At 41.0% G+C, this 14,777-nt stretch carries 6 protein-coding genes; all 6 read right to left on the bottom strand.

Annotated elements, in window-relative coordinates:
• Positions 1–19 precede the first annotated feature (19 nt).
• The 6 genes from OCV73_RS12220 to OCV73_RS12195 all read right to left on the bottom strand — a co-directional run bounded on the left by OCV73_RS12220 (position 20) and on the right by OCV73_RS12195 (position 14,246).
• Positions 20–2,422 (bottom strand): glycoside hydrolase family 95 protein, encoded by a 2,403-nt coding sequence (locus OCV73_RS12220; protein WP_167551261.1) that lies wholly within the window; start codon positions 2,420–2,422, stop codon positions 20–22.
• A gap of 162 nt (positions 2,423–2,584) precedes the next feature.
• Positions 2,585–4,870 carry a T9SS type A sorting domain-containing protein gene (locus OCV73_RS12215; RefSeq protein ID WP_147552588.1) on the bottom strand — a complete coding sequence of 762 codons (2,286 nt, stop codon included), beginning with the start codon at positions 4,868–4,870 and terminating at the stop codon, positions 2,585–2,587.
• A gap of 179 nt (positions 4,871–5,049) precedes the next feature.
• Positions 5,050–6,915, bottom strand: a complete 1,866-nt coding sequence (locus OCV73_RS12210; protein ID WP_167551260.1) for a T9SS type A sorting domain-containing protein — start codon at positions 6,913–6,915, stop codon at positions 5,050–5,052.
• A 197-nt stretch (positions 6,916–7,112) separates the two neighbouring features.
• Complete coding sequence (locus OCV73_RS12205) at positions 7,113–8,678, bottom strand: RagB/SusD family nutrient uptake outer membrane protein (RefSeq protein ID WP_147552584.1); 1,566 nt, start codon at positions 8,676–8,678, stop codon at positions 7,113–7,115.
• A gap of 28 nt (positions 8,679–8,706) precedes the next feature.
• Positions 8,707–11,769: a SusC/RagA family TonB-linked outer membrane protein gene (locus OCV73_RS12200; protein WP_147552583.1), complete on the bottom strand. Its 3,063-nt coding sequence runs from the start codon at positions 11,767–11,769 to the stop codon at positions 8,707–8,709.
• 296 nt (positions 11,770–12,065) lie between these two features.
• Positions 12,066–14,246, bottom strand: coding sequence for an alpha-galactosidase (locus tag OCV73_RS12195; RefSeq protein ID WP_147552581.1), 2,181 nt, complete (start codon positions 14,244–14,246; stop codon positions 12,066–12,068).
• Positions 14,247–14,777 lie beyond the last annotated feature (531 nt).

The following is a 14,777-nucleotide window of genomic DNA, read 5'->3' as shown; positions in this document are numbered from 1 at the left end:
TTTCAGAGATTTTTATTTATCAATACCGTACAGACAAAACCGAACCGGGATTTAAATTCACGGTATAATAACCGTCCCCTTCGTCCAGGGATAACTCTTTTCCATCTATTCTAAATAAAGGCTTGCCCCATGACTGCGACAACTTCAGGCGGAAATGATGAGCTTTCGTCGCTTTTACCGATGCATTTTTCAACCGGCCTTCCCTCCAGCTCATATTTATCTCCAAACCGCCTTGCGCAAAAATACCTGACACTTGTCCCCGAGCCCATTGTGCCGGAAGAGCCGGAAGAAATTCAAGGAATCCGTCGTAACTTTGCAACAACATTTCGGAAATACCGGACACTCCGGCTTCATTTGCATCGAAACTGAATATATCATTTTCCGCACCGGCTATCCCGGCCGGAGAAACCGTCATAAGATTCTCCCTGGAAAATTCACGATACAGTCCCTGTAACGAATTATAAGCAGCGGAAGCATCTTTGAGGCGGGCATAAAAATTTATCATGTTGGCACGGCTCCATTCCGTGTCTTCCCATCCGGGAGCATTCAACTGGCTTTCGACAGATTTACGGGCAGCCGCCATCAATTCAGGAGTTCTCGTATAAGAGATCTGTCCCAAAGGATATAAGCATAATAAATGAGAAGAATGCCTGTGATTCGGTTCGGCCCGTTCCACATCCATCAACCATTCCTGTATATTGCCGTTTTTACCGATCATCAACGGCGGGAGTTTCGATAAATCGTTTTCCAGAGTTTCCCGAAACTCTTCATCTACTCCCAATATTTTGCATGACTCTATACAAGCGGTATAGATACTATAAACGATGCAACGATCTACCGTAGGCATCATGGACAAAGACCAGTTCCCGTTATTATAACGAAAAGCATTTTCGGGAGATATACTGGGTCCCGTAACAAGATAACCGCTATTCGGATCTTCTATCATATAATCCCTGAAAAATTTAGCTGTCTCTTTAAGCAGAGGATATCCCGTTACTTTCAGATATTCTTTATCTCTGGTATATAGATAATGCGTCCACAGATGTGTGGCAATCCACGCACCAGCAGTAGGATGCATTCCCCACCCCACTGCTGCGGGAGCTGTATATCCCCATGCATTAGCAATGGTATGGGCTACCCATCCGTCACATCCGTATACTTTTCCGGCCGTCCGGTGTCCGGCGACGGATAACTGCCTGATATAATCGAACAATGGTTCGTTACATTCATGCAGGTTCGCCACATTGGCAGACCAATAATTCTGCTGGATATTGATATCCAGATGGTAATCGCAGGTCCAAGGCATATTACAGGCCAGATTATCGTTCCATATTCCCTGCAAATTTGCAGGAAGAGGCGCTCCGGGGCGGGAAGAGGAAATAAGCATATAACGCCCGTATTGATAGAACAAAGCATCGAAGGCAGGATCGGACTTACCTGCTTTTATATGTTCCCTGCGTACATCGGTAGGCAGAGCGTTATTTCCGTCTCCTAAAGAAATACTCATCCGGCTATAGAGAGAACGATAATCTTTTACATGGGAACTTTTCAGGATTTCATAATCTTTTCCTTTTGCCAAATTTATATTTTCAGCACATAGGCTGTTATAATTTTCTGATTTATAGTTGGTGCGGATATCAGTTAAAACAACCAGCTCATCCGCATCTGTAATCGTGACCGTACTATCGGTAAAAGTAATATTCCCTCTTACCGGCAAAACGGATATCATGCCTAAGAAGCTGACTCCGCCGGGTCCGAGCTTAGGAAAGGAAACCTTACCGGACATACTCAAGCCGTCCACTCCGGCTCGTATTTTACTTTCCCGAAGCATATTCAGCGAAAGTGTCGTGGTTATTTTTCCGGGTTTATCCGCTGTATATTTCATAACCATCACATCATCGGGATTACTGCAGAAATATTCACGGAAATAATTCACTCCTCCCTTCTCAAAAGAAACAGACAAGATCGAATTTTCCAGATCGAGTTGTCTGCGGTAATCTTTTATCTCTCCTTCTCCATAAACGAATCGCATATCCAGATCTCCTACCGGCAAATGGGTACCGAAAGATTTTCCGGCACCGGACAGACAAGCGGACCCCATCATATTTCCTTCTTCTATTTTCCCTTGAAAAAAGAGCTCTCTCATTTTTTTCAGGTTCTCTTTACCGCAAAGATCGTCTTGTGTAGAATCGGGTTGCCCGGACCACATCGTTATTTCATTCAACGCTATTTTTTCATTTTCGATACCACCATATACCATAGCACCTAAGCGGCCATTCCCCATAGGGAGCGCTTCCATCCATTCCCGGGCCGGTTGTTCGTACCACATAATAAAATCATTGTCTTCATGCGGGGCGCAACCCGAAAAAGGAAATAACAATGAGACAATACAAGCAACGAATATTTTATTCAGGACTTTCATGATAATTTCGCGATTATTTAATTTACAGCAAAACGAAAAGACAAAAGACAAGCTGCTTCTCTCTTGTAAAGACATGATTCGTAATTAAAAAATTACGAATCATGTCCGGAAAGAATTAACTAAACTTATATATAACTTGAATTTAAAAAGAAAGGCAGGGAATTACCGCTTGATAAACGTAGCAGTATTTACTTTCCCCTCCGCAGTTTTACTCATGAGGAAATAGATTCCTTTTTCCAAATCGGCAACCGATAAAATTCCTGTAGAATCCGACATTTCCTTAACAACCTGACCGGAAGCATTAAGAATCGTATAATTCGCTTCAAATCCGTCGTTGGAAACATACAGCCAATCGGTACACGGATTAGGGTAACAGAGGAACCCGGAACCGGTTTCCGTTTTGTCTACCGATCCTAAATCTCCCGGATATATCTTAAATAATTTTACATCATATCGGGGAACCGATTCTTCCCAGGAATCGGACTTTTGAGATATATCATCTCTCCATATCTCATGTACAACATACTTAGTACCTTTGTTTAAACCTAACCGGTCGAAATCTATCAGCGGCTGGGTTACTTTGATGGAATAGTTAAAGGCGGCGACATATACCGTATCCGCTACCCGTTGTATAAACATATCGGCCGCAGCATCTCCTGCCGCTCCTTCCACAGGACGGAACGAACGTCCGTTACGTGCCAATTTAATTACCTCTTTATTCAGCAAACATGTTTCGGCAAGTTCTTTTGCCTTAGCAGCTCCCGAAGAACTGAAATCATCCCCGACCGTAAACATCCCGCATACCAAACCGGATGTCATACGAGCCCTGTTCTCTCCTACGGTAGCTCCGTAAAAACACATATTATCGGCATCGTTATAGGAATATACTCTGTCGAGCCACCAGCCGTAAGTCAGGGAATTGAGTGTATATTCTGTCTCGGACATTTTCTTATAGGCATCACAAGCTATACGACGGCTATGGGCATAATTGGCCGGGAATAGCGGAGCGATAGAAAGATTAATATACATCTTACCATCCAGAAAATCAATGATATGCTGCAGTCCCTGATTGTATGCCTGTATACCAGTATAAACCGTTTTATCATAATGACCGTCGCATTCCAAAGAGCCGTGTGTCATAAAGTCAAGTTTAATATACTCGAATCCCTGATCGATAAAACGCTTCAGATAGGTTTCGGCTCTTGTCTTTGTTGCGGGATGAGTGGGGTCAATGGCATAGGCTCCTGCAATCGTCTGAGGCTGACCGTTGGCATATAAATAAATATCTTTATATTTTACATTGTCAGAACCTTCTACTGTACGGTTAGGATCTTTCGCCCAATCTACGAACGGGGTCCAATAGATACCGGCTTTCAATCCTTTTGTTTTACAACTTCTCGCAAAAGATCTCAGATCGGTATAAGTTATATTGTCCCAATATGAATCCAGTCCAATATATACGGTACCGTCATTCGAAAAACCGCCCGGAACCAGTGTATCTTTAAAATAATCGGCAACTTCGGTCGCATTTTTCTTTGACAGATTGGTCTGTATGGCTCCCCAGCTATTCCAACCGAACGGTACGCCCTGGTCCCAGGGAAGTTTCGGAGCCACAATCGCATTAGCATCGGCATAGGTTTCCATTCCTTCACGCCAATCATTATAATAACCTATAAAAACCAACGGAGATTTTATTTTTGTTCCCTTTACGGCACCGTGTTCTTTATTATCGCGTGTTTCGGAAGACGTAATTCCCCCATATACTTCCAAGCGGGTCATTGCATTCTCTGTCGTTGTGTAAACTATTCCAGTCTTCCACATAGTATGTTCAACGGAACCGACAACCAAGCCCTTTCTGCTATCGGGGTTATATAAAGCACCTACTTCATAACTGGTTACCGTATTCCCAAAATTTTCTGATTTATAACGTACCCACTGGTCATTGTCATAAGGTACGAAAAGAGCTCTGTTACCTGAAGTTTCCAAAAATACTGAACTACCCGAAGCTACAATAGGAGCCATATAATTAGACTCAAGTTCTTCGGCTGATTCGATCGTAAATTCCGTCAGAATATAGTCTCTTTCATTATACAAATAAAAATGCTGGACCAAAGTAACAGATTCATTTTCGGTAACAGAAGTAATCTGTAATTGTTTTCCGGTTCCGAACTTATCATTCAAATCCGATTCTTCTATATTCTTTACTGTAAGCTGACTACCGGAATAAATTGTACTGCCGGATTTAAAGGACGGCTGTGTTTGGTTAAGTAGTATTACCTGATTTTTAGAAATATCAGTTGTTCCGGTAGCACGATTTACTGACAGTTGCCAATCTCCACCAGTCATCTGATATGTCCCGTCATTTTCACTAGCCTGTGCCGAAACACTCATGGAACAGCCCAAGGCCAATAAAGATAAGACACCTGTCTTTAAACTTAACTTTTTCATAATGATATATATTAAATTTTATATAGACAAATTATTATAAACAGCACGATATCATCCTGAGAATTTGTCTGCTTTTGTACCGTTATCCGAGTGGCGGTACCACCCTCTTCAAAAATATTGTACTGAAAAAAATAAGCAGAGGGAACACTCACTGCGAAGTGTCCCTCTACTTTTATAATTTAGAATATGATCACTTTCTGGGCAGATACACCTGCAGCAGTAGTTACGCGTACAACATATACGCCATCACTCAAAGAAACGGTACTATCATCGTAAGCGGCACATTCACCGGCACTGACAGTTTGACCGTTAGCCGAAACTATCGTATAGGAAAGAGCCTTATCGCCTGCATTGTTAATCTTAACCGATTTACCGTTAACCCATACTCTTACATTATCATCGGCATTTATTTTACCAACGGATGCACCATCTTTCAACTGAACAAACTCACTGGCAGCATTAGCATTGTCAATAGCCTGTACCATAAAAGTATAATTTCCCTGAGGAATATTCAACCGGAACGAATTGGTCATAATGAATGCTCTCATTCCTCCTACTTTTACAAATCCATTTTCCGCAGCGGGAACATAAGAGAACACTGTTCCATCGTCAGATTTTACCAAAACATTGTAACGGATAGCATCTTTAGGAGTTGTATCATCGGTCGATTTATCCCAGGAAAGAATATAATGATCTTCACTATAATTGAAAGTTGCATTTCCGGGAGCTGTCGGTTTTTGGTTAGAAGCGATTCCGTCTCCTAATTTATTTTGCAGGAAGAAATCAGGCCATGTAGGATCTTCTGGTGTTCCGCTGCCGTTGTCACGATATCCGAATATCGCCATATCCAGATTATTGTCGTTATTGAAATCGACAAATGAGGCACAACCCGAACGAGCACGTGCAGCATCGGGATCAATAGCTACCGGGGTGAAAGAATTGTTACCGTTGTTATAGAAGAATGTAGCATTAGGTCCCCAGCCGCAAACGAACAGATCTACCAGTCCGTCATTATTTATATCACCGACTGCAGCACAAGCACCTCCGCCGATCAGGTTTGTTTCGGCTTCATTCAGAGCAGTAAAGGTATTATCCTTATTATTAATATACATACTTGCAAAGCTCGCCCATCCGTTTTTCACGTCACGTCCTATCTCAATGATGTCCATCCAGCCATCGTTATTAACGTCGGCAAAGAATGTTTCTCCTTGCTGATGTCCTTTAAAAATATTATGAGAATCTTCCAAACGGGTAAATCCGCCTTTTCCGTCATTCAGATAAAGGTCCGTAATCGTACTCATATCATCATGATAGCCTGAAACGATAAGATCGACAAAACCGTCATTGTTCACATCGGCACAATGTATGGAACCTCCGTTTACAGGAAGGAATTGCTCCGTACCATTGTTTACCGGATTATTCACCAATTCGAAAGTACCGTGATTGTTCCTGAATAAAGCAACAACACGAGAGCTTCCGGTTCCTTCAAATATTCCGCCGGCATTACCATTGACAAACAGGTCTACCCAACCGTCATTGTCATAATCCACGGCTTCGAGCATACGGGTTCCGTTATCGCCGCTCTCGGAGCTTACCGCTGCGACAACATCGGAAATATCAACAAGTTCGAAATCATAATCAGGAGCTCCTGTATTACGATACAAGTCCATTACAGCAGTCGTAGCAGTTCCGTCCATCGAGCCCGTTACCAACAGGTCGAGGTTTCCGTCGTTATTATAATCAAAGAAAACGGCAGAGGCAAGACCGAACATACTCTGATCACCAAACGTCACTTCTGTGAAAGTACCGTCTCCGTTATTCTTAAATAATCCGGAAACAGGATCGGATGTCCCGGCGGAAATATAAGCATCCAGGAGACCGTCATTGTTATAATCTCCCCAAATCAATTGACCGGACTGAGTCATAGGAAGGTTACCGTTCGTTACACAATCTTTCAAAATTTCCCAAGTCACTGTCTTTGGGGCATCTGCAGCTTGTGTTGCCATAGCAGCACACAATGCTAATGAAGTAATAAGTGTTCTCATGTCAAACATTTTTTGAGTAAATAAATTTTCTTTTTCTAAGTCGGGTTATTAACGCTCCTGCTCCCCCGAAACAATCAGGAGCGGGCCATCTTAAGGCCGTTTCATCAGATCAGAGGAGGAATAATGTCATTCCGGATTAAATCCGGAATGACCGGACAGACAAACTATCCTCCTCATGAAGCTAAGCTCATATCTTTTTAATATCCAGGATTCTGATCGGCTTCCGTTATATTCGGATTCTGCTTCATTTCTACCAAAGGAATCGGATATAAGGCATGTTCTTTCTTTATGGTTCCCTCAGCTTTTGCCCAACGGTTCTTAGCAGAAATGTAGTCTACAAAATGTCCTGTACGAATAAGGTCGAAACGTCTCCATCCTTCGAAACAAAGTTCACGCATACGTTCGTCCATAATCTTAGTACGGAATTCTTCAGGAGACATTCCCGTATCCCACTTATACTGTTCCGGCAAATTGTAATTCCAAGCACGGTTGCGTATTTCGTTATTCACCAAAGTCACGGCACCAGACGTATTCCCCGTCTCGTTCATACATTCTGCAAGCATAAGCAATACATCGGCATAACGGAGATAGTACACATTCTTACCTGTATTGTAAAATGTCTTTGTCCCGTCGATACGTTTATCTTCGTATTTTTTGATATGGGGCTTTAACTGGTCATCTCCGAAACCGGCCATTGCGGAGGGCTGTTTTCCGTTATATACAAAATTGTAGCGGATACTTTCGTCCTTGCGCACATCTCCGGTCTCCCATAAGCCGTTGGCACTGGCATCGCTGTAGCAATACTCGGTAGGGAGAATCAAGTCATAACCGCCCAAATAGCAATTGGGATCGCTGGAACAGGCCCGAGTACCGGCATACCATTGTAATTCATTCGTATCCGGCCAGATATTATTGAAATAGAATGTATATACAGCTTCATTACCAGCCGTCTTTTCCGGATCCCACAAATCACCGAAAGTCCTGACCAGGCTAAATCCGCCATTGGATTTCACTTCTTCCAATAATGTCTGTGCTTTTCCAAAATCCCTGAAACCGGATTCCGGATCGGCGGACATATATAATTTAGCCAATAAGACTTTTGCTGCCCATCGAGTAGGAATACGTACATTCGAAGCATCGGCTTTTATTCCTAATAATGAACCTGCATCTTTCAGGCTATTTTCGATCTCGGTATAAACCTCGGTCAGTGGTTTCCGACCTGAAAGTTCTACTTTAGAACCTACGACAGTGGGAATGGGTAGTCTACCCCAAGCCTGTGCCAATTCCAATAAAACGGCTCCGCGATAAAATGAAGCTTGTCCCTTAAATGAACGGATGCGCGTAATATCCGCTTCGGAAGCAGATTCCAGCTTACGGTTCAATGTATTTAAAGCTTCGGTAGCCTGGACTACAACGGGCCAACGAACATTCCACAACTCAGCGATAACGGTATTTTGCGGCTCATAAAATCCGTTATATTTATCCATCCCCGCTTGTGTGGCATCGGTCTGTACCTGATATTCCCCTTGCTGTGCTTCATCTGTTCCCAGCATCATAATAAATCCCTTACGGTTCACACGCGAACTCCGCCATTTAAAATACAAGCCGTCCAAATAAGGCTGAACATTATCCAATGATTCGAAAACCTGATCGGTAGACAACGAGGTCTGCGGATCCTGTGTAAGAAAACCGTCTTCACAGGAAGGCAATAACAGGGTCCCCGCCAGTATTATACTTAATATTTTAATCTTTACAGTTTTCATATTTTTATAGTATTACGGTATTTACACATTAAAAACTCAGATTTACACCTACTACCCACATTCTGGAAGAAGGATACCAGTCTCCGCTTTCCGGATCGAATCCTTTATATTTGGTAGCAGTAACAAGATTATTTCCTGTAACATACAGCCTCAGATTTTCGGCATAAACTTGCTTCATCCATGCCCGGGGGAACGTATAGGAAAGAGTAACCGCCGACAAACGGAAGAATGAAGCGTCCTGTACAGCCCAATCAACTTCTCCGATACCGAATCTTCCGCTCTCAGAATAAGCACGAGGAATATCGGTATTGGTATTGGTCGGTGTCCAACGGTTCAACATGTCTTTGTGCGTACCATCTAATCCCGTACTGTTCATTAATGTTTCATACAAATAACTGTTTCGTTTTGCTCCGACAGAATATGTTGCTACAACATTCAAAGAGAATCCTTTATAGCTAAGCGTAGTCTGTAAACCTCCATAAAAATCCGGATCTTTTTTACCCACAACTCTACGGTCTTTATCATTGATAATATTATCGTGATTGGCGTCTAACGGAAGTATATCGCCCGGTTTTACGATACGGCCACCTAAATCCAAAGAGTTCACATAATCCATATCGGATTCCTGAACGATACGGTCGAATTTATATACATAAATATTATTGATGGACTCACCTACAAATAGGTTTCCTTCACGTTGTATTTCATTGTTGGACCAGCCGCCTAACTTATACTTCTCCTTCATTTTACCATCCAGACGGGTCACTTTATTATGTGAAGATGCAATGTTGAAAGAAACATCCCAGGTAAAGTCTTTTGTCTGTACGGGAGTCACGTTCAATGAGAATTCCACACCTTCATTTTTCATTGCACCGACATTGGATATCTCTTTCAAATAACCGGTAGAAGCGGGTTTACTTATTTCCATCAACAAATCTTCATTCTTGATATTAAAATAATCCAACGCAAAACTTACCCGGTTATTCCAAGCACCGAAGTCCAACCCTACATTAAACTGACCTTGTTTTTCCCATCTTAGACCGGGATTTCCGTACATACCATCATTGGTAAGAATACTGGATCCTAACGAGCTGGAGGGAGAATAACGAGTATAATAACTATAGTTCGGAATATTCTGGTTGCCAGCCGTACCGTATCCAACACGCAAACGAAGGTTATTTACTACACGCTGGTCTTCCATGAAACTTTCTTCGGTAATATTCCAAGATGCTGCAACTGACGGGAAGAAACCCCATTTATTTTCGGTACCGAATTTGGATGAACCGTCAAAACGTCCTGTTAAAGTCAAATAATATCTGGAGTCATATGTATAATTGAGACGCATGAAATAAGACATTAACGAATAAGTTACAAAGTCGGACGAAAGAGCGAAGTTCTCTTTATCGGTTGCACCACCCGTATATTTATAAGAGAAAAGATCGTTCCCGTAACCGCTGGCGTTTTGCTGATTGTAGTTATAACTGTAGTATGACATATTCATACCTGCCATTGCGCCTATACGGTGTTTTTCGGCGAATGTATTATTATAGGATACAGTATTGTCCCATTGCCAGTTAAGATTACGTTGTTTCTTTTGAATGGATTGTCCGTCGTAAGAACCTTTATATGATTGCGTAGAATTTGTAGGATAATAAGTAAACTCTTCCATCTGGTCTACATCGATCGAGAAAGTAGAACGTATATCGAGTCCTTTTATAGGATTGATATTTACATAAGATGAACTCATTAAACGATTACGGTAATAATCTTTGTCGATATACATATCACGCAAGGGATTGGATGCGCTCTGATTTTCGGTTTTACCGCTCATCATATACCAGGGCTCTTCCGAAATAGGATATAAAGGAGAGGCTTTCAATGCATTGATAAATGTATTATCATCGCCTACAGGTTTTTCCTTTGCAAAAACATAAGTATTATTGGTTCCTACTTTCAGCCAGGGTTTTATCAGTTGTTCCAAATTCACTTTACCGGAATATCGGTCATAACCGGTATTTCTTACCTGACCTTGCTGGTTATTATAGTTAAAGCTTAAAAAATAGTTTCCCGTATCATTACCTCCGGAAAAAGAAACTGCATGGTTTTGCTGGAAACCGCTTCTCGTCACTTTGTCCAGCCAGTTATAAGTTTCCCCGTTCTTATATGAATTCAATTCGGTTTCGGAAAAAGCAACATTTCTTTTTGCATTTTCCGTTATTAAAGAATTTTTGATATAAGCCTCACGATCTCTTGTAGGATATTTATCGGAATATACGTTAGCGTAAGCATCAACACGGAGGTCGAATAATTCGTTTGCCGATAACATCGGCATTTTCTTACTAAAATCCTGGAAACCGAACCATGCATCATACGTTACACGGGCACTTCCCTTTTTACCTTTCTTAGTCGTGATAAGAACAACACCGTTTGCACCTCTGGAACCATATATAGCAGTAGCAGAAGCATCTTTTAAAACGTCGATCGTAGCGATGTCGTCGGGATTAAGTAATTCGAAACCACCATCCATTACCAAACCGTCTACTACGAATATAGGGTCTGTACCATACTGGATGGAGTTGTTGCCACGTATTTTTATCGATGCTTTGGTTCCCGGTTTCGGATTACTTTCAATATAAACACCCGGGACTTTGCCCTGAAGAGCCTGGTTTACGTTAGCGGTAGGAAGCTCTTTCAATTCGGCAGCACCGACTCGAGCAACAGAACCGGTCAAATCCGATTTTTTCATAGCCACACCTACAACTACGACTTCACCAATTTCCTGTGCATTTTCTTCCATGTATATTCTCAGGAAATTATCATTCTTCACTTTTATGTCCTGCGACAAATAACCAATAAAAGAGGCCTTAATGGTTTCTCCTTTTTGAGCCTGAATGGAAAATTCACCGTTCACTCCGGTAGTCGTACCTACACTCTTACCCTCAATACGGATACTTACTCCTATCAACGGTTCTCCTGTGTTCCGATCAATTACATTACCGCTTATTTTAAATGCCGGGGTACCCTGAGCGTAGCCCAGTGCCGGGAACAGCGATAAAACAGTTAATAAAAAAATTACAACTTTCTTTCTCATAGCTTCATAGATATTAATTTATCCTTTTTAAATTCGAAGAAATTTTTTATTATTATATATTAATAAGCATCTAATAATATATGCAGGAAGAGTTTTATAAAAACTCAAAATTACGCCTGTTTATTTTATCGACAGCAATAATTTTTTATCAGCCGGAAGGCATCAATCTGGAAAGAATAAATAACATGGTTTTCATTTTAATCAGTTTTAAGGTTTTACTAAATTTTTCTTTAATCTTGTCACTACCGGAAATTCCGGAGTGACAAGAAAACAATCTTCTTTACCTAATCATTATCCTATTTCTGTACTGTAAGACGTATTACCTTACTGTCATATTCGTTATACATAGTGAATCTCAAGCCATACTTCATCAGGAATTCCCCTGTATAAACTTTACCCTCCAGCGGAGTAAACCAGGAATACGAACCCGGCATCTTATTCACTTCGGTGAGTTTATAGTTTTTCTTGGGGTCAAGACCTTTCAGTATTAAAGGTTGTGTGTTTCCATTAATAGATTTTTTAAGCAAATATGAGAAGACTACCGCATTATCTTTATCCTCACTTACGTACATCATTGCCGTTCGTTTATTGGTATAAGGTGAAAGCAACCTATACAGATCGCCGAACTGAACGATCTCCCGGATTCCGTAATACTCCCGAATTGCATTCTTTGAGAATTCTTTCTCTTCCGGAGTCATATCTTTAGGCTGCAAGTCCATACCCAGTTTTGCCGACATAGCTACATCGAAACGGAATTTCAGCGGTGTTGTACGCCCGGTTATATGATTCGGCACTACCGATACGTGACTGGCTAAAGCCATCGACGGAAAGAAATAGGTAGTTCCCCACTGGATGAATATACGATCCAAAGCATCGGTATTGTCGCTAATCCAGAACTCATCGAAATATGGTAAAGTCGCATAATCTATACGGCCACCGCCGCCAGAACAGAGCATTAATGATACATCTTTATATTTGGCGCGTACTCTGTCGAGGACATTAAATAATCCGCGTACATATTCAATCCACAAATGAGACTGTTCTGAGGCCGGCAAATAATAAGAACCCGAGTTTGTGACAAAACGGTTACAATCCCATTTAATATAAGCGATACCGGGATTTTCGGACATCGTATTATCAACCACTGAGTAAACATAATCTTGAACCTTAGGATTGGAGAGGTCGAGAATCAACTGATTACGGCTCAAGTCCAACGGACGGTTCTTCTGACCTATCACCCAATCGGGGTGTTTCTCATACAGTTCACTTTTGGGATTAACCATCTCTGGTTCCAGCCAGATACCGAATTTAATTCCTTTATTATGCGATTCATTGACCAGATATCCGATACCATTTGGTAATTTTTTCTTATTGACCATCCAGTCTCCTAAACCTGCCGTATCACTATTTCTGGGATATTTTTCTCCAAACCAACCGTCATCCAACAAGAAAAGTTCAAATCCCATTTCAGAAGCATCCTTAATAATGCCTGATAGTACTTCCTCGTTAAAATCGAAATAGGTGGCTTCCCAGTTGTTCAACAAAGTAGTACGGGTACGGTCGCCTCGATAAATACCGTATTTCTTTGCCCAACGATGAAAATTCCGGGATATATTACCAGTTCCCTCTTCCGAGAAAGTATATAATAACGCAGGCGTTTTAAAATTGGTATTAGGTTTCAATATATATTGGGACGCATAGGGATTAGCTCCTGAAATAATATGAAGATTATTCAAGTTATCTACATCAAAAGTCAGATTCCAACTTCCGGGCCAAGCCAGCGTTCCACCGATAACAGAACCGGAATTTTCCTGAGCCGGCGCATCGAGCGAAAGAAGAAAACAAGGATGATCATACTGGTCGGCACGCACACCTAATTTTGATTGCAAAACCTTCTGGCCTCTGGTCAGCTGCATTTCCGCCATATTCATTTCTTCCGCCCAGTTACCATAAAATTGTGTAAGATAATATGTAGGCTCGGACACGAACAAATGCGACGACGCAAAATTATATAATGTAACGGGCTTTTTTTCCTGATGGGATATCTCAGCCCATTGTTCTATCACATTTTCATTTTTATATGCATTAAAGAATAATTTCACCTGAAAAGGGAAATATGCATCTTTCAATGTAATAACTGTCTGTTCAATATTATCGGAGATATTCTTAACCGAATGGGAATCATATATCAGCTCGGTAGATGTATTTCCATCGGCGTGAACGGCACGAAGGGCTGCTTCATGCACATAAGAAGTTCCAAAAGCAGGATAAGCATCGGCGGCTGTGGTTTGTACGCCTTTAAAAGATGCCTCCGGCAATTTTTCACCATAATAGCACTGACGTAATTTGCTTTTATCATCTACTTTAAATAATAAAGTATTATTCCGGGTATTTACAGAGATTACCGGAGTCAGTATTTCCTGAGCAAAAGCGACGGAAGAAAATAAGCACATTAAACTAAACAAAAATATTTTCATAACGGAGTTCATGTTATTTAGAAACAGGTTTATAAAAAATAATTATTAGCACAACATTTAAATCAGCAATCAAAAATCACTATCGACATCGCTATTTCTTACATACAACCGAAAAAACATTTATAACTGTAGCAAAGTAATCACATTACGACGATTGGAAAAATAGACGATTTTACGATTAGCATAGACAGAATCGAATACGCTACAACCAAACTTTTATATTCTAATAATGTAATATATCATCAAAGGACAAAAGGAGAGCATAATTTATTCCCTTGATGGATAAAAGACCGTTCTCTTCATTTTCGGAATTTACCCGACACATATTATTATATAGGTGACATTCCTGAGAAAAAAGAAAAGCGGATTTACCAAAGAATTTATTTGCGCGTGCATTCATGATATTAAATTTTTTGTATGCACAAATGTATACGCACTCTTAATTTCAACCATGAACATATGCACCAAAAAATAAAAAAAATGACGCATTTACTGTAATATAACGCATGTATGGCGCTTTTATTATAAAAA

Origin of the sequence: Barnesiella propionica (assembly GCF_025567045.1) — a bacterium.
In the GTDB taxonomy this organism is placed as follows: Bacteria; Bacteroidota; Bacteroidia; order Bacteroidales; family Barnesiellaceae; genus Barnesiella_B; species Barnesiella_B propionica.
This window is presented reverse-complemented; position numbering and strand designations above follow the sequence as displayed.

What these genes read in the sequence shown, in the direction of transcription:
- OCV73_RS12195 (WP_147552581.1), bottom strand. Translation starts at nt 14,246, where the DNA reads ATGAAAATATTTTTGTTTAGTTTAATGTGCTTATTTTCTTCCGTCGCT.
- OCV73_RS12215 (WP_147552588.1), bottom strand. Translation starts at nt 4,870, where the DNA reads ATGAAAAAGTTAAGTTTAAAGACAGGTGTCTTATCTTTATTGGCCTTG.
- OCV73_RS12220 (WP_167551261.1), bottom strand. Translation starts at nt 2,422, where the DNA reads ATGAAAGTCCTGAATAAAATATTCGTTGCTTGTATTGTCTCATTGTTA.
- OCV73_RS12200 (WP_147552583.1), bottom strand. Translation starts at nt 11,769, where the DNA reads ATGAGAAAGAAAGTTGTAATTTTTTTATTAACTGTTTTATCGCTGTTC.
- OCV73_RS12205 (WP_147552584.1), bottom strand. Translation starts at nt 8,678, where the DNA reads ATGAAAACTGTAAAGATTAAAATATTAAGTATAATACTGGCGGGGACC.
- OCV73_RS12210 (WP_167551260.1), bottom strand. Translation starts at nt 6,915, where the DNA reads ATGAGAACACTTATTACTTCATTAGCATTGTGTGCTGCTATGGCAACA.